Annotated in this window: 14 protein-coding genes; 10 read left to right on the top strand and 4 right to left on the bottom strand. The window is 71.0% G+C overall.

Going from position 1 to position 15,267, the window contains the following annotated elements; translation table 11 throughout:
- Both V3T34_RS08940 and V3T34_RS08935 read left to right on the top strand, forming a co-directional pair.
- Nucleotides 1–296 (top strand): transposase (locus V3T34_RS08940; RefSeq protein WP_331369148.1); only part of this gene is annotated, 296 nt, incomplete at its 5' end.
- A 200-nt stretch (nt 297–496) separates the two neighbouring features.
- Complete coding sequence (locus V3T34_RS08935; protein ID WP_091886445.1) at nt 497–1,498, top strand: 4-hydroxyproline epimerase; 1,002 nt, start codon at nt 497–499, stop codon at nt 1,496–1,498.
- A 16-nt stretch (nt 1,499–1,514) separates the two neighbouring features.
- Here V3T34_RS08935 and modA read toward each other — a convergent pair whose 3' ends face one another.
- The gene (gene modA / locus V3T34_RS08930) at nt 1,515–2,303 is read right to left on the bottom strand and encodes a molybdate ABC transporter substrate-binding protein (RefSeq protein WP_305079120.1); all 789 of its coding nucleotides are present in this window, start codon (nt 2,301–2,303) and stop codon (nt 1,515–1,517) included.
- 203 nt (nt 2,304–2,506) lie between these two features.
- Here modA and V3T34_RS08925 point away from each other — a divergent pair, with 203 nt between their 5' ends.
- From V3T34_RS08925 to V3T34_RS08905, 5 genes are all read left to right on the top strand, one after another.
- Nucleotides 2,507–3,298 (top strand): glutathione S-transferase family protein, encoded by a 792-nt coding sequence (locus V3T34_RS08925; protein ID WP_305079119.1) that lies wholly within the window; start codon nt 2,507–2,509, stop codon nt 3,296–3,298.
- A gap of 51 nt (nt 3,299–3,349) precedes the next feature.
- A complete protein-coding gene (locus V3T34_RS08920; RefSeq protein ID WP_060846294.1) occupies nt 3,350–3,949 on the top strand; it encodes a TRAP transporter small permease in 600 nt (199 codons plus the stop codon).
- Nucleotides 3,946–5,271: a TRAP transporter large permease gene (locus tag V3T34_RS08915; RefSeq protein ID WP_060846295.1), complete on the top strand. Its 1,326-nt coding sequence runs from the start codon at nt 3,946–3,948 to the stop codon at nt 5,269–5,271. Before V3T34_RS08920 ends, V3T34_RS08915 begins: the two co-directional genes overlap by 4 nt.
- Before the next feature lie 57 nt (nt 5,272–5,328).
- A complete protein-coding gene (locus tag V3T34_RS08910) occupies nt 5,329–5,907 on the top strand; it encodes an NADPH-dependent FMN reductase (RefSeq protein WP_305079118.1) in 579 nt (192 codons plus the stop codon).
- Between the two features lie 86 nt (nt 5,908–5,993).
- Nucleotides 5,994–6,410 (top strand): nuclear transport factor 2 family protein, encoded by a 417-nt coding sequence (locus tag V3T34_RS08905; RefSeq protein WP_305079117.1) that lies wholly within the window; start codon nt 5,994–5,996, stop codon nt 6,408–6,410.
- 43 nt (nt 6,411–6,453) lie between these two features.
- On the opposite strand, the gene V3T34_RS08900 is transcribed toward V3T34_RS08905, so the two are convergent.
- The 3 genes from V3T34_RS08900 to pcaF all read right to left on the bottom strand — a co-directional run bounded on the left by V3T34_RS08900 (nt 6,454) and on the right by pcaF (nt 10,084).
- Nucleotides 6,454–7,494, bottom strand: a complete 1,041-nt coding sequence (locus V3T34_RS08900; RefSeq protein WP_060846298.1) for a KpsF/GutQ family sugar-phosphate isomerase — start codon at nt 7,492–7,494, stop codon at nt 6,454–6,456.
- Nucleotides 7,495–7,626: 132 nt separating this feature from the next.
- Complete coding sequence (locus V3T34_RS08895; RefSeq protein WP_305079116.1) at nt 7,627–8,574, bottom strand: helix-turn-helix transcriptional regulator; 948 nt, start codon at nt 8,572–8,574, stop codon at nt 7,627–7,629.
- A gap of 304 nt (nt 8,575–8,878) precedes the next feature.
- On the bottom strand, nt 8,879–10,084 hold the full coding sequence (pcaF, locus tag V3T34_RS08890; RefSeq protein ID WP_305079124.1) for a 3-oxoadipyl-CoA thiolase: 1,206 nt from the start codon (nt 10,082–10,084) through the stop codon (nt 8,879–8,881).
- 152 nt (nt 10,085–10,236) lie between these two features.
- On the opposite strand from pcaF, the gene V3T34_RS08885 reads away from it, so the two are divergent.
- From V3T34_RS08885 to V3T34_RS08875, 3 genes are all read left to right on the top strand, one after another.
- Nucleotides 10,237–10,611, top strand: coding sequence for a hypothetical protein (locus V3T34_RS08885; RefSeq protein WP_060846300.1), 375 nt, complete (start codon nt 10,237–10,239; stop codon nt 10,609–10,611).
- Between the two features lie 221 nt (nt 10,612–10,832).
- Entirely contained in the window at nt 10,833–12,026 is a 1,194-nt protein-coding gene (locus V3T34_RS08880; protein ID WP_060849254.1) for an efflux RND transporter periplasmic adaptor subunit, read from the top strand.
- A 13-nt stretch (nt 12,027–12,039) separates the two neighbouring features.
- Entirely contained in the window at nt 12,040–15,219 is a 3,180-nt protein-coding gene (locus V3T34_RS08875) for an efflux RND transporter permease subunit (protein ID WP_060846301.1), read from the top strand.
- Nucleotides 15,220–15,267: the final 48 nt, after the last annotated feature.

The following is a 15,267-nucleotide window of genomic DNA, read 5'->3' as shown; positions in this document are numbered from 1 at the left end:
GGCGTGGACGCCCCCGCCAGCGCCCCGACAAGCTGCACGCCGACAAGGCCTATGATGCCAGAGCGCGGCGTCGGGAGTGCCGGGCACGCGGGATCAGACCGCGGATTGCCCGGCGCGGTATCGAGAGTAGTGACAGGCTCGGGCGGCATCGCTGGGTGGTCGAGCGCAGCCACGCCTGGTTCAACCGTGCCCGCCGCTTGCCCGTCCGCTACGAGCGGCGCGCCGACATCTACGAGGCTTTCACGCTCCTGCAAGCCAGCCTCATCACCCTCCGCAAGATCAGGCGATTCTGTTAGGCGCTCTAAATCGCGACGGCGAGGGCCGGGTGACCGCAGTCACCAACCAGACCGACCGCGTGTACCACCCGATCCGCCGCGCCGCCGGCCGGGTGGCGGTAGTGAAGGATTTCGATGGGCGGCGCACCTAGGCTGCCGAGGCGATTTCTGCGACGAAGGAGCGTTCGCGCCAGGATTCCGAGCCCGGAGACCGCCCCGTCATGCACCCCCACACCTTCCTGTGCGTCGACGCCCATACCTGCGGCAATCCGGTGCGGGTGGTCGCCGGTGGAGCGCCGGTCCTGCCCAACGTGTCGATGGGCGAGAAGCGGCAGATCTTCGTCGCCGAGCACGACTGGGTGCGCCGGGCCCTGATGTTCGAGCCGCGCGGCCACGACGCGATGTCGGGCTCGATCCTCTATCCGCCGTCGCGGGAGGATTGCGACCTCGGGGTCCTGTTCATCGAGGTCTCGGGCTGCCTGCCGATGTGCGGCCACGGCACGATCGGCACCGTCACGGTGGCGCTGGAGCAGGGCTTCGTCGTGCCGCGCACCGAAGGGCGCCTCGCCCTCGAGGTGCCGGCCGGCCGGATCGAGGTCGAGTACCGCCGCGACGGTCGCTTCGTCGAGGAGGTCCGCCTCTACAACATCCCGAGCTACCTGCACGCGGCGGACGTGCGGGTGGAGGTGCCGGGCCTCGGGCCGCTCACCGTCGACGTCTCGTACGGGGGCAACTTCTACGCCATCGTCGAGCCGCAACCGGGATGGCCCGGGCTCGACGCCATGACCTCCGCGGAGATCCTGACGCTCAGCCCGCTCGTGCGCCAGGCGGTGCAGCAGGCGGTGGCGCCGGTCCACCCGGAGGATCCGCGCATTCAGGGCCTCAGCCACGTCATGTGGGCCGACCGGGCCAGGCACCCGCAGGCGCATGCCCGCAACGCGGTGTTCTACGGCGACAAGGGCATCGACCGCTCGCCCTGCGGCACCGGCACCTCGGCCCGGATGGCTCAGAGGACCGCCAAGGGACTCCTGAAGGTCGGTGACGACTTCGTGCACGAGAGCATCATCGGCACGCTGTTCCACGGCCGGGTCGAGGGCACGGCGGAGGTCGGCGGGCATGCCGCCATCCGCCCGAGCATCGGCGGCTGGGCCCGGGTGATCGGGCACAACACCATCCTGGTCGACGAGCGCGATCCCCTGGCCTTCGGCTTCCAGCTCGCGTGACCGCGCGCGGGGCGTCCTACTGCGACGCACCCTCCCCGATCATCGTGAAGCCCTGCGCCTCGAAGAAGCGCCGGGCGGCCTTGCTCCGCAGGTAGGCGAGGAAGCGCGCGCCGCCCTCGCCCTTCGCCTCGGCGGTCACCGCGAAGGGGTAGATCACCGGCTTGTGGCTGTCCTTCGGGAACACGCCCACCACCTTCACGCCGGGATCCGACCGCGCGTCGCTCTCGTAGACGACGCCGAGCGGCGCCTCGCCGCGCGAGACCAGCGCCAGGGCCGCCCGGACGTTGTCGGCCTGGGCGAGCCGCGGCTGGAGCTGCGTCCAGAGCCCCAGCGTCTCGAACGCCGCCTTGGCGTACTTGCCGACCGGCACCGAGCTGACCTCCCCGGTGGCGAGCCGCCCGTCGGGACCGAGCGCCCGGGAGAACCAGTCCGGCGTGAACGCCGCCTCGGCGACCGTCGCGTCCTTCGGCGCCACCACGACCAGGCGGTTGCCGAGGAGGTCCACCCGGGTCTCGGGCCGGATCAGCCTGCGGGCAGCGAGGTAGTCCATCCATTCGAGGTCGGCCGAGGCGAAGAGGTCGGCCGGCGCGCCCTGCTCGATCTGGCGCGCCAGGGCCGAGGAGGCGGCGTAGCTCGCCCGCACCGGGATGCCGCTCTCGGCCGTGAACGCCTTTCCGGCCTCGTCGAGGGCGTTCTTCAGGCTCGCCGCCGCGAACACCGTCATGGGCTCCGCCGCCGCGGCCGGAGCGGCGAAGGCGGTGGCGACGAGGAGGCAGGCGGCCCGGAGGGTGCGGGGAAGTCGCATGGAATCGTCCTCGGCGCGGTTCGGGTGCATCTCGGCCGGCGCGGCCGCCCCGTCATATGCAGGCAAACATGGCGCCGGACAGCCCGGGCGGCGCCGTGTGTCCAAGTTTTTCCGCCTCGGCCGCCCCGTCTGCTTCACCTGCCAGGCTGCCGTGTGCGAAGGTGGCGCAAACGAACGAAACGGCTCCGGGGGGAACCGACGTCATGCTGCTCTACGAGCACCCGCTCTCGTCCTATGCGCAGAAGGTCAAGATCGCCCTGCGCGAGAAGGGCGTGGCCTTCGCCGCCGAACTGCCCGAGAGCTTCGGCACCGGCCGCAGCGACGGCCCCTTCGCGCAGGCCAATCCGCGCACCGAGGTGCCGGTGCTGGTCGACGGCGCGCTGAGCATCTTCGAATCGACCGTGATCCTCGAATACGTCGAGGAGCGCTGGCCCGAGCCGGCCCTGCTGCCGCGCGACCCGGCCAAGCGTGCCCTCGCCCGCATGACCGAGGAGATCTGCGACACCCAGTACGAGGCGGTGAACTGGGGGTTCGGCGAGATCCTGTGGTTCCGCCGCGCCACCGGAGCGCTGGCCGACCGCCTGCGGGCGGAGGCCGCGGCGCAGACGGCGGTGCTGCAGGGCTGGCTGGCCGCCCGCCTCGGCGACGCGCCGTGGTTCGGGGGCGAGGTCTTCGGCTGGGCCGACGCTGCGGCGGCCCCGATGGTCAACCGCTCGGTCCATTACGGCCTCGGACCCGCCGACGGCAGCCCGCTCGCCCGCTGGCACGCCCGGATCCGCGAGCGCCCCTCGGTCGCCGAGACCTTCCGGGAGTTCGACGCGGCGGCGGCCCGGATGGCGGAGGCCTCCGAGCTCTACACCACCGGCGGGCGGCGCCGGGAATACCGCGACCACCGGCTCGAATGGATGGTGAAGTCCGGCGGGGTCGAGGTCGTGCTGGCGGGCCTGCGCGACGGCAACATCCGCTTCCCCTGGCCGGACGCCGGCCGGTCCTGACACCCCATCCCACGCCGCTCCTCGCGCCCCTTGCCGCCTCCGGGAGACCCCATGCATCCCCTGCGCATCCTCGACCGTCTCGAGGAGATCCTGATCGCGAGCCTGATGGCGGGCGCGACGCTGCTGATCTTCGTCGCGGTGGTCCACCGCTACGCATCCGGCATCGACGCGCTCTACCCCATCACCACGGCGATCCACCTCTCCTGGGCCCAGGAGCTGTGCATCTACATGTTCGTCTGGATGGCGAAGTTCGGCGCGGCCTACGGCGTGCGCACCGGCATCCATGTCGGCGTCGACGTGGCGGTGAACCAGCTGCCCCCCGCCTGGCGCGACCGGGTCGTGCTGTTCGGCCTCCTCTGCGGCGCGCTCTTCACCGCCATCGTCGGCACGATGGGGGCCCGCTTCGTCTACGGCCTCGTCGACACCGACCAGACCACCCCGGACCTCGAGATCCCGAGCTGGGTCGTCTATCTGGCGATCCCGCTCGGCTCCTACCTGATGTGCTTCCGCTTCCTCCAGGTCGCCTGGAGCTTCTGGCGCACCGGCGAGCTGCCCCACCACGATCCCGGCCACGTCGAGGGCGTGGTCGAGAGCCCGCACGCGGCACAGGACCTGGCCGACGAAGCCCGCACCGGAGGCCCTGCCCGATGAACGCCGCCATCATCTTCGGGCTGCTCATCGCCCTGATGCTCACCGGGATGCCGATCTCGATCGCGCTCGGCCTCTCGGTGCTCACCTTCCTGTTCACCATGACCACCGTGCCGATCGAGGCGGTGGCGCTCAAGCTGTTCACGGGAATCGAGAACTTCGAGATCATGGCGATCCCGTTCTTCATCCTGTCGGGCAACTTCCTCACCCATGGCGGCGTCGCCCGGCGGATGATCAACTTCGCCACGTCGATGGTCGGCCATTGGCACGGCGGCCTGGGGCTGGCCGGCGTGATGGCCTGCGCGCTGTTTGCCGCCATCTCGGGCTCGAGCCCGGCCACCGTGGTGGCGATCGGCTCGATCATCCTGCCCGCCATGGTGGCGCAGGGGTTCCCCAAGCGCTTCGGCGCCGGGGTCATCACCACCTCGGGGGCGCTCGGGATCCTGATCCCGCCCTCGATCGTCATGGTGATGTACTCGGTGGCCACCAGCGGTGCGGTGGTGACCGGGCCCGACGGCCAGCGCGTCTCCTCGGCGTCGATCTCGACCCTGTTCGTCGCCGGGGTGATCCCGGGCCTGATGCTGGCCGCTCTGCTCGGCTTCACCACCTGGTACCGGGCGCGCAAGTTCGGCTACCCGCGCATGCCGAAGGCGAGCTGGCGCGAGCGCTGGGTCGCGTTCCGCAAGTCGGTCTGGGGCCTGCTGCTGATCGTGCTGGTGCTGGGCGGCATCTACAGCGGCGCCTTCACGCCGACCGAGGCGGCGGCGGTCAGCGCGGTCTACGCCTTCGTCATCGCGCTGTTCGTCTACCGGGACCTCACCTGGCGCGACGTACCGCGGGTGCTGCTCGATTCGGCCAACATGAGCGCGATGCTGCTCTACATCATCACCAACGCGGTCCTGTTCTCGTTCCTGATGACGAGCGAGCAGATCCCGCAGGCGATGGCGAGCTGGATCACCGGGGCGGGCCTCAACTGGGTGGTGTTCCTGCTGATCGTCAACATCCTGCTGCTCGTCGCCGGCAACGTGATGGAGCCGTCCTCCATCGTGCTGATCATGGCGCCGATCCTCTTTCCGATCGCCGCCAAGCTCGGCATCGACCCGGTGCATTTCGGCATCCTGATCGTGGTCAACATGGAGGTCGGCATGTGCCACCCGCCGGTCGGCCTCAACCTCTACGTGGCCTCGGGCATCACCCGCATGGGCATCACGGAGCTGACCATCGCGGTCTGGCCCTGGCTCCTCACCATGCTGATCTTCCTCGTGGTCGTCACCTACGTCCCGGCGATCTCGCTGTGGCTGCCGCGGATGCTCGGGATGATGTGAGATCCTGCCGAGACGGTGTAGGCTCCGGGGAGCGCCCTCGCTTCCCGGAGTTCCGCCATGTCGCTCGTGTTCCCGGTCGTCCTCGGTTCGGTTCGCCCGGGGCGCAACGGCCTGCGCGCCGCCCGCTACCTCGTCCAGACCCTCGAATCCCGCGGTCACGAGGCGCCGCTGGTCGACCCGGCCGAGCTCGGCCTGCCGCTCCTGGAGCGGATGTACAAGGAATACCCGGCGGGCGAGGCGCCGGAGCCGCTGGAGCGTCTCGCCGCCCTCCATCGACGCGCCGACGGGCTCGTCGTCGTGTCGGCGGAGTACAACCACAGCATCCCGCCGGCCCTGTCGAACACCCTCGACCACTTCCTGGAAGAGTATTTCTGGAAGCCCTCGGCGATCGTCTGCTACTCGGCCGGCCGCTACGGCGGTGTGCGGGCGGCGATGCAGCTGCGCGCCATGCTGGGCGAACTCGGCACCCCGAGCATCCCCTCGCTGCTGCCGATCCCCGAGGTGCACAAGGCACTGGACGAGGAGGGCCGCCCGCTCCAGCCCTGGCTGGAACGCCCGACCGGGCGCTTCCTCGACGAGCTGGCGTGGTACGCCGAGGCGCTGCGGGACAAGCGGCGGGGTGGGGTGCCGTACTGACGGTTCGGCCGACGCCGAAGCATGTGCGGGGCGCGTGGGGCTAGCGTCCGGCACCCGGCCACCGACCGCGCCGGCGAGGATCGGCCATGAGCCTGGACGCCGCCATCCGTCACATCCACGCACAGTGGCACGACACCGTCGTGCGTCGCGACATCGAAGGATTGATGGCGCTCTATGCCGACGATGCCGTTTTCGAGAGCCCGCTGGTCTGGGCGGCCCTGCCCGAGGGCGGTACCGGCATCCTCAAGGGGAGCATCGCGATCAGGGATTTCTTCGATCGTGGGTTCCGCTCGCCGCAGAACGGCCTGGGCCGCTGGTATCGCACCAGCACCTACTTCTCCGACGGGCGGCAACTGGCGTGGGAATACCCGCGCCAGGCGCCCGACGGCGATCAGATCGACCTGCTGGAGATGATCGACGTGTCCGGCGGGCTCATCGCCCATCACCGGGTCTATTGGGGCTGGGTCGGCGTGCGGACGCTCTCGCGCCTGCCCGGGCGGTAGACCCGGACAGGGTGCAGGGCTCGCAGGACCGCGCGAGCCGCCCTCAGACCACACCGGCCCGAAGGATGTCGTGGATGTGCAGGATGCCGACCGGGCGCCCGCGATCCACGGCGAACAGCGCGGTGATCTGGGTCCGGTTCATCAGCTCCAGGGCGGCGCTGGCGAAGGTGCCGGGGGTGGTGGTGATCGGCTTGGGCGTCATGATCTCCTCGACGCGGCGGTCGAGGAGGTCGCTGTGGCCGACGCCCCGGCTCATGTGGCGGCGCATGTCGCCGTCGGTGAACATGCCGACGAGCCGGCCGCCCTCGTCCACGATGCCGGCGCAGCCGAAGCGCTTGCCCATCACGGCGATCAACGCCTCGGAGACCCGGACGCCGCGGGGCACCAGCGGCATCTCCTCGCCCGCGTGCATCAGCTGGGCCACGGTCTTGAGCCGGGCCGCGAGCTTGCCGCCGGGGTGGAAGACCTTGAAGTCGCTGGCCGAGAAGCCGCGGCGCTCCAGGAGCGCCACCGCCAGCGCGTCGCCGAGCGCCAGCTGGATCACGCTCGATGAGGTCGGCGCCAGGTTGTGCGGGCAGGCTTCCTTGACGAGCGGCAGCGGCAGCAGGATGTCGGCGGCCTGGCCGAGCGTGCTGTCGGGGTTCGAGGTCATGCCGATCAGCGTCACGGCGAAGCGCTTCGCGAAGCTGATCAGGTCGCCGAGCTCGGTCGTCTCGCCCGACCAGGACAGGGCGATGACGATGTCCTGCTGGGTGATCATGCCGAGGTCGCCGTGGCTGGCCTCGCTCGGATGGATGAACGAGGCCGGCGTGCCCGTCGAGGCGAGCGTCGAGGCGATCTTGCGGCCGATATGGCCGCTCTTGCCGATGCCCGACACGATCACCCGGCCCGGGATGTCGTGGATCGCCGCGACGGCGGCGCCGAACCCGGCCTTCAGCTCGTGGTCGAGGGCGCGGGCCAGCGTCAGGAGCGCCTCGGCCTCGGTGCGGACGCTGCGGATGGCGGAGAAATGCGCCGCCTCGACCACCTGGCCCGCCGCGTTCTCCGGCGCGTCGTAGCTCCCGGCCCGGTTCGAACTCTCCATCGTGCTCCTCGACCCCGCCATGAACTCTCGTGCGTCACGGCGACCCTGCCGACTCATTTGCGGCCAGAATGCGTGTGGCGGCCGGTCTCGCCGGCGATTTTCCGGCGACCGCCCGTCCGTGGCGCGGGCGCCTCAGATCCCGCGCCGCGCGTTCCCGCCGAGATAGCCCTCGACGAGGCCGGTCAGCTCGCCGGCGGTCTCGGCCACGGTGTGGTCGGCGGTGTCGATCACCGCCCGGGCACGGGCGTAGAGCGGCTCGCGGCTCATCAGCACCGCCCGGATCTCCCGCAGGGCGTTGTCGCTGTCGGGCATCCGCGCCTGGGCGAGGCCCTTGGCCGCCTGCTCGCGCACCCGGTGGATGTGCTCCTCGGGCCGCGCCTTGAGCCAGACGGTGAAGAACGAGGACAGCAGCAGGTCGTAGGTGACCGGCTCGGCGACGATGCCGCCGCCGGTCGCCAGCACCATCGGGCCCGGCCGCTCGGCGAGCTGGCGCAGGGCGCCCTGCTCGAGCCGGCGATAGGTCTCCTGGCCGTAGATCGCGAAGATCTCCGCCACCGACAGGCCGTTCTCTCGCTCGATCTCGCGGTTGAGCTCGACGAACGTCCAGCCCATCCGCTCGGCGAGGATGCGCCCGAGGGTCGACTTGCCGGCCCCGCGCAGGCCGATGAGCGCCACGCGCTGCGTCGGGCCCTCCCCCGGGGCCGCCGCGCCCGACAGGACGCGCTTGGCCTCGGAGATCTGCTCGGCCCCCGCCTTTTCCAGGAGGTCGCGCACCACCGGCCAGTCCGGCGGGCTCTCGACCGCGGCGATCAGATCCTCGAGCCGCACGCCCATCGCGATGGCGACGCGGCGCAGGAGGATGATCGAGACGTTGCCCTGCCCGCCCTCGAGCTGCGCGATGTAGCGCTCGGACAGGCCGGAGGTCTGCGACAGCACCTTGCGCGACATCGCCCGCACGGCGCGCATGGTGCGCACGCGCTGGCCGAGGACCGTCAGGAACTCGGCCTCGGCGTCGCCCGCCTCGGGCTCGTCGGCCTCGGGGGCGTCGGCGCTCGGGCGCGATCCGGTTCTGTTCGGCATCGCGGACCTCACCGAGACCGGACGGCGAAGCGGGCGCTTCGTCCGGGCGGCGAGAGGGCGGGACCGGGAGGGAGGATGTGGCGGCTCATGCGATCGTTGACGCTCCGGCGACGTGCTCCGCGGGGCGCGGGGGACGGCGTCCGGGCGGTTCCTTGGGACAAGCGAGAACGCCCATGCTTATCCCATGCCGCCCGGCCCCGCCATGGTGCAGTGCGGGATGCGCGGTGGGTTTCGGAGGGGACGGTCCGCCTGCCCCCAGGGGCGGCGGGGCGGCCTGCGGCGCCCCGCCGCGGAGGACGGTGGGTCAGCCGACCCGCTCGACCGCGAGCGCGACGCCCTGGCCGACGCCGACGCACATCGTGGCGAGGCCGAGCCGGCCGCCGCTGCGGGCGAGCTGGAGCGCGACGCTGCCGGCGATCCGCGCCCCCGACATGCCGAGCGGATGGCCGAGCGCGATGGCGCCGCCATGCGGGTTCACGTGGTCGGCGTCGTCCGGCAGGCCGAGGCCGCGCAGGCAGGCCAGGGCCTGCGAGGCGAAGGCCTCGTTGAGCTCGATCGCGTCGAAGTCGGACGGCTTGAGGCCGAGGCGCGCGCACAAGCGCTCGACGGCGGGGATCGGGCCGATGCCCATTACGCGGGGCGGCACGCCGGCCGAGGCGAGGCCCAGCACCTTGGCGATCGGGGTGAGGCCGTGGCGCTCGGCCGCCTCGCGGGTGGCGAGCACCAGGGCGGCGGCGCCGTCGTTGACGCCGGACGCGTTGCCGGCGGTCACCGTGCCGTCCTTCTTCAAGAAGGGCTTCAGCTTGGCGAGGCCCTCCGCGGTGGTGTCGGCCCGGGGATGCTCGTCGCGCTCGACCTTGACGTGGCCGCCCTTGCGGTCGGGAATCTCGACCGCGACGATCTCACGGGCGAAGGTGCCGTCGGCTTGCGCCCGGGTCGCGCGCTGCTGCGAGCGCAGCGCGAAGGCGTCCTGGTCGGCGCGGCCGATCTGATAATCCTCGGCGACGTTCTCGGCGGTCTCCGGCATCGAATCGACGCCGTACTGAGCTTTGAGCACCGGGTTGACGAAGCGCCAGCCGATCGTGGTGTCGTGGATCTCGGCCTGGCGCTGGAACGCGCCCTCGCTCTTGCCCATCACGAAGGGCGCCCGGGTCATCGATTCGACGCCGCCCGCCACCGCGAGGTCGAGGTCGCCGGCCCGGATCGCGCGCGCTGCCGTACCCACCGCGTCGAGGCCGGAGGCGCAGAGCCGGTTGAGCGTCAGGCCGGCCACCCGCTCGGGATAGTCGGCGAGCAGGAGCGCCATGCGGGCGACGTTGCGGTTGTCCTCGCCGGCCTGGTTGGCGCAGCCGAGAAACACCTCCTCGACCGCCTCCTTGAGCGAGGGGGTGCGGCGCGCGAGCTCGGTGAGCGGCACGGCGGCGAGGTCGTCGGCCCGCACGCGCGCGAGCGCGCCGCCGTAGCGGCCGATCGGCGTGCGCACGTAATCGCAGATGTAGACGTCCCGCACCGCGCTCATGGTCTCTCTCCCGGGTCGTGATTTCGAAAAATCGGTACGGCGACGCGCCGGATCGATCAAGCCCCCGGCGGGCCGGGACCCGGACCTGACAGAATGTCGCGGCGTCTTGTGCGGTGCGGCCGGAACCCCCACTGTCTCGCTCTGTGACCGTTCGTCTCTGGACATCTCTCGCGCGTCTCTGCGCGACCGCCTTCCTCGGCCTCGGCCTCGCCCTCCTGGCGGTGTCCGCGGCGGATGCGGCGGCCGGCCGTCCCGAACCGGTCCTGCGCGCCAGCCACGGCGCCTCGCCGATGGCGGCGCTCCACGCGCATTGGGTGAAGAGCCCGGCCTGCACGCTCACGGCGGGCGGCGTCGACAATCCCCGCCCGGACGACGGCGGCGCGGCGAGCACGAACCTCGCCTGCCCGGCCGAGAAGCCGGCGGCGGGTGCCGCCACACTGATGCCGCCGCGGCGCCTCGGCGCCCTGGTCCAGGCCCGCGCCGCCCTGCCCGAGCGCCCGCCGAAAGACCGCGCCTGACGGCCGTCCTTCGCCTTCCTTAACGGAAGCCGACGCATCGTCACATCTCCGCCTCGGAATCTTGCGAGCCTCGGGGCCCGCCGCTGCCGCGTGGCAGCTGCGCCGAAGCGCGTATCCCAGGCCCGCGCCACCGCGAGCCCCGCCCGACCCTATGCCCGGACGCCCGGCGGCGCCACGCGCCCCGGCCGCTTCCGCAAACCGCGCAGGAAAGACCGCCCGTGATCCAAAGCCGCCGCCTCCTCCTCGGAGCGACCGCCCTCCTCCTCGGGCTCGCCGCCTGCAAGCCGGCCCAGCAGGCCGCCGCGCCCACGGCGCCGGCCGCGCCGCCGGAGGTCTCGATCGTGACGGTCAAGCACCAGCCGATCCCCTACGAGCGCGACCTGCCGGGCCGCGCCGCGCCGACCCGCATCGCCGAGGTCCGGGCCCGGGTCGCCGGCCTCGTCACCAAGCGCACCTTCGAGCAGGGCAGCCAGGTCAAGGAGGGCGACATCCTCTACAAGATCGACCCGATGCCGTTCCGCGCCGACCTCGCCAGCGCCGAGGCAGCGCTCGCCAAGGCCGAGGCCGCCCTGGTGCTGACCCGCCAGCAAGCCGAGCGCCTGGAGACCCTGCTGTCCCGCCAGACCGCGAGCCAGGCCCAGTACGACGCTGCCTTCGCGGCCCAGAAGCAGGCCGAGGCCGAGGTCGCCGGCGCCAAGGCGGCCCGCGACCGGGCCCAGCTCAACCTCGGCTATACGGACGTGCGGGCGCCGATCTCGGGCCGGATCGGCCGGGCGCTGGTCACCGAGGGCGCGCTCGTCGAGCAGGGCGGCGCCAGCAACCTCGCGACGATCCAGCAGCTCGACCCGATCTACGTCGACATCACCCAGTCGGTCGGCGAGCTGAACAAGCTGCGCCGGGATCTCGCCAGCGGCGAGCTCGACCGCCTCGCCGCCGACGTCGCGAGCGTGCGGGTCATCATGGACGACGGCTCGCTCTACCCCGAGCCCGGCCGCCTGCTGTTCTCCGACGTGACCGCCGATCCGAGCACCGGCCAGGTGACGCTGCGCGCCGTGGTGCCCAACCCCCACGGCGAGCTCTTCCCCGGCATGTATGTCCGCGCGCGCATCAAGCAGGGCATCGATTCCGACGCCATCGCGGTGCCGCAGCAGGCGGTCCACCGCTCCAACGACGGCCGCGCCCAGGTCTGGCTCGTCGGTCCCGACCAGAAGGTGATGCTCCAGCCGGTCGAGGTCGGCCCGGTGGTCGAGGGCCAGTGGGTGATCCGCGACGGGCTGAAGGAGGGCGACCGGGTCGTCGCCGAGGGCTTCCAGAAGATCGTCGCCGGCACCCAGGTCGCGGTGGTGCCGTTCGAGACCACCACGGTGGCGTCGGCGGGGTCCCACCCCGCTCCCGCCTCGACCGAACAGCGCTGAGGAGGACACCACCTTGGCGAGCTTCTTCATCGACCGGCCGATCTTCGCCTGGGTCGTCGCGCTGTTCATCTGCCTGGGCGGCGTGCTCACGATCCCGATGCTGCCGGTGGCGCAGTACCCGATCATCGCGCCGCCCTCGATCGCCCTCTCCACCGCCTTCCCGGGCGCTTCGGTGGAGGACCTCTATACCGGCACGACCCGGCTCATCGAGGATGAGCTGAACGGGGCGGCCAACATCCAGAGCTTCGAATCGGCGAGCGATTCGTTCGGCGTCGTCGAGATCACGGCGAACTTCGAGCCGGGCACCGATCCGGGCTATGCCGGCGTCGAGGTGCAGAACCGCCTCAAGCGCGTCGAGGCGCGCCTTCCCGCGGAGGTGCGCCAGCAGGGCATCCTGGTCGAGGAGGCCTCGGCCGCGACCCTCAACATCATCACCCTCGTCTCCAAGGACGGGTCGATGGACGAGGTCGCGCTCGGCGACTTCCTCATCCGCAACGTCATCAACGAGATCCGCCGCATCCCGGGTGTCGGGCGCGCCACCCTGTACTCGACCGAGCGCTCGTTGCGGGTCTGGATCGACCCCGACAAGCTGCGCGGCCTGTCGCTCAACGCCGCCGACGTGACCCAGGCGATCACCCGCCAGAACGTCCAGATCGCGTCGGGCGCCGTCGGCGCCCAGCCGAGCCCGGAGACCAACGCGGTCAACTACCCGATCACCGTCAAGGGCCAGATGCGGGCCCCCGAGGAGTTCGGCGCGGTGGTGCTGCGGGCCAATCCCGACGGCTCGACCGTGCGCCTGCGCGACGTCGCCCGGATCGAGCTCGGCGGCGAGGACTACAAGTTCACCACCCGCCTCAACGGCGGCCCGGCCGCCGGCATCTCGGTGACGCTCGCCCCCGACGGCAACGCGCTCGACACCGCCAAGGCGATCCGCGCCAAGATGGTCGAGCTGTCCCAGTTCTTCCCCGACACGGTGAAGTGGGACATCCCCTACGACATCACCCCGGCCGTCGAGGCCTCGATCGAGAAGGTGCTCCACACCCTCGTCGAGGCGGTGGTGCTGGTGTTCATCGTGATGTTCCTGTTCCTGCAGAACATCCGCTACACCCTGATCCCGACGATCGTGGTGCCGATCGCCTTGCTCGGCACCTGCACGATCATGTTGCTCGCCGGGTTCTCGATCAACGTGCTCACCATGTTCGGCATGGTGCTGGCGATCGGCATCCTGGTCGACGACGCCATCGTGGTCGTCGAGAACGTCGAGCGGATCATGTCCGAGGAAGGGCTGTCTCCCAAGGAGGCGACCCGCAAGGCGATGACCCAGATCACCGGCGCGATCATCGGCATCACGCTGGTGCTCGTCGCGGTGTTCATCCCGATGGCGTTCTTCCCCGGCTCGGTCGGCATCATCTACCGCCAGTTCTCGATCGCGATGGTGACCTCGATCGCCTTCTCGGCCTTCCTGGCGCTGTCGCTGACCCCGGCGCTCTGCGCCACGCTCCTGAAGCCCGTCGAGCCCGGCCACCACCACGCCAAGCGGGGCTTCTTCGGCTGGTTCAACCGCATCGTCGACCGCGAGACCGCGCGCTACGGCCGCGGCGTCGCCTGGGCGGTGAGGAAGTCCGGCCGGATGATGGTGGTCTACCTGATCCTGGTCGCGGGCGTGGCCTACGCCTTCGTGCGCCTGCCCGAGGGCTTCCTGCCGGTCGAGGACCAGGGCTTCTTCACCGTCGACATCCAGACCCCGCCGGGCTCCTCGTTCAACCGCACGCTCGCCGCGGTGAAGAAGACCGAGGAGCACCTGCTCGCCCAGCCGGGCGTGGCGACCGTGACGATCGTCAACGGCTTCTCGTTCTCCGGCCAGGGCCAGATGACCTCGCAGGCCTTCGTGACGCTGAAGCCCTGGTCGGAGCGCGGCAAGGACCAGTCGGCGGCGGCGCTCGTCGTCGGCACCAACAAGGCGATGGCGAGCTACCGCGACGCGGTGATCCAGGCGCTCGAGCCGCCGCCGATCGACAACCTCGGCAACGCCTCGGGCTTCAGCTTCCGCCTCCAGGACCGGGCCCAGAAGGGCTACGCCGCCCTGATGGCGGCCCAGGAGCAGCTGCTGGCGCTCGCCCGCAAGAGCCCAATCCTCAAGAACGTCTACGTCGAGGGCCTGCCGCCTGCGCCGCAGGCGGAATTGGTGATCGACCGCGAGAAGGCGGCGGCGCTCGGCGTCAACTTCTCCGACATCAACGACACGATCCAGGTCAATCTCGGCTCGGTCTACACCAACGACTTCCCCAACCGGGGCAAGATGCAGCGGGTGATCGTCCAGGCCGACGACGCCCAGCGCCTCAACGCCACCGACCTCCTGAACTACGGCGTCAAGAATCACCTCGGCACGATGGTGCCGATGTCGTCCTTCGCCGACCTCAAGTGGAGCGTCGGCCCGTCCCAGATCATCGGCTTCAACGGCTACCAGTCGGTCCGCTTCACCGGCGAGCCGGCGGCGGGCTTCACCTCGGGCGAGGCGATCGCCGAGATGGAGCGGCTGATGACCGAGTTGCCGAAGGGGTTCGGCTATACCTGGACCGGGCAGTCGCTGCAGGAGAAGCAGGCGGGATCGCAGGCGACGCTGCTGCTAGCCCTCTCGGTGCTGATCGTGTTCCTGTGCCTCGCGGCACTCTACGAGAGCTGGTCGATCCCGCTCGCGGTGATGCTGGTCATCCCGCTCGGCGTGATCGGCTCGGTCGCCGGCGTGCTCATCCGGGACATGCCGAACGACGTGTACTTCAAGATCGGGCTCATCACGATCATCGGCCTGTCGGCCAAGAACGCGATCCTGATCATCGAGTTCGCGCGCGAACTCTGGAAGCCGGGCACCAAGCTGGTCCCGGCCACGGTCGAGGCCTCGCGCCTGCGCTTCCGCCCGATCGTGATGACCTCGCTCGCCTTCATCTTCGGCGTCGTGCCGCTCGCCATCGCGACCGGCGCGGCCTCGAAGAGCCAGCAGGCGATCGGCACCGGCGTGATGGGCGGAATGATCTCCGCCACCGTGCTGGCGGTGATCCTGGTCCCGGTCTTCTTCGTCGTCGCGATGCGGTTCTTCCAGAGGAAACGCGTGCGCGAGGAGAACCTGGAGGCGGCACCCGGCGCCGTCCACGCGGCTGAGCCGGCCCGCGAGCCGGCCTCAGCCCACGGGCACTGACGGGCGCGACCCTCTAGAGAGCTTCACGATCGCGAAGCTCTCTAGATT

Origin of the sequence: Methylobacterium ajmalii (assembly GCF_036448855.1) — a bacterium.
Lineage (GTDB): Bacteria > Pseudomonadota > Alphaproteobacteria > Rhizobiales > Beijerinckiaceae > Methylobacterium > Methylobacterium ajmalii.
The sequence above is the reverse complement of the archived record's forward strand: the minus strand, read 5'-3'. Positions and strand labels throughout refer to the sequence as shown.

Excerpts from the sequence above, each read along its gene's own strand:
- V3T34_RS08925 (WP_305079119.1), top strand. The coding sequence starts at position 2,507 with ATGCTGCTCTACGAGCACCCGCTCTCGTCCTATGCGCAGAAGGTCAAG.
- V3T34_RS08915 (WP_060846295.1), top strand. The coding sequence starts at position 3,946 with ATGAACGCCGCCATCATCTTCGGGCTGCTCATCGCCCTGATGCTCACC.
- V3T34_RS08895 (WP_305079116.1), bottom strand. The coding sequence starts at position 8,574 with ATGCCGAACAGAACCGGATCGCGCCCGAGCGCCGACGCCCCCGAGGCC.
- V3T34_RS08935 (WP_091886445.1), top strand. The coding sequence starts at position 497 with ATGCACCCCCACACCTTCCTGTGCGTCGACGCCCATACCTGCGGCAAT.
- modA (WP_305079120.1), bottom strand. The coding sequence starts at position 2,303 with ATGCGACTTCCCCGCACCCTCCGGGCCGCCTGCCTCCTCGTCGCCACC.
- V3T34_RS08905 (WP_305079117.1), top strand. The coding sequence starts at position 5,994 with ATGAGCCTGGACGCCGCCATCCGTCACATCCACGCACAGTGGCACGAC.
- V3T34_RS08920 (WP_060846294.1), top strand. The coding sequence starts at position 3,350 with ATGCATCCCCTGCGCATCCTCGACCGTCTCGAGGAGATCCTGATCGCG.
- V3T34_RS08910 (WP_305079118.1), top strand. The coding sequence starts at position 5,329 with ATGTCGCTCGTGTTCCCGGTCGTCCTCGGTTCGGTTCGCCCGGGGCGC.
- V3T34_RS08900 (WP_060846298.1), bottom strand. The coding sequence starts at position 7,494 with ATGGAGAGTTCGAACCGGGCCGGGAGCTACGACGCGCCGGAGAACGCG.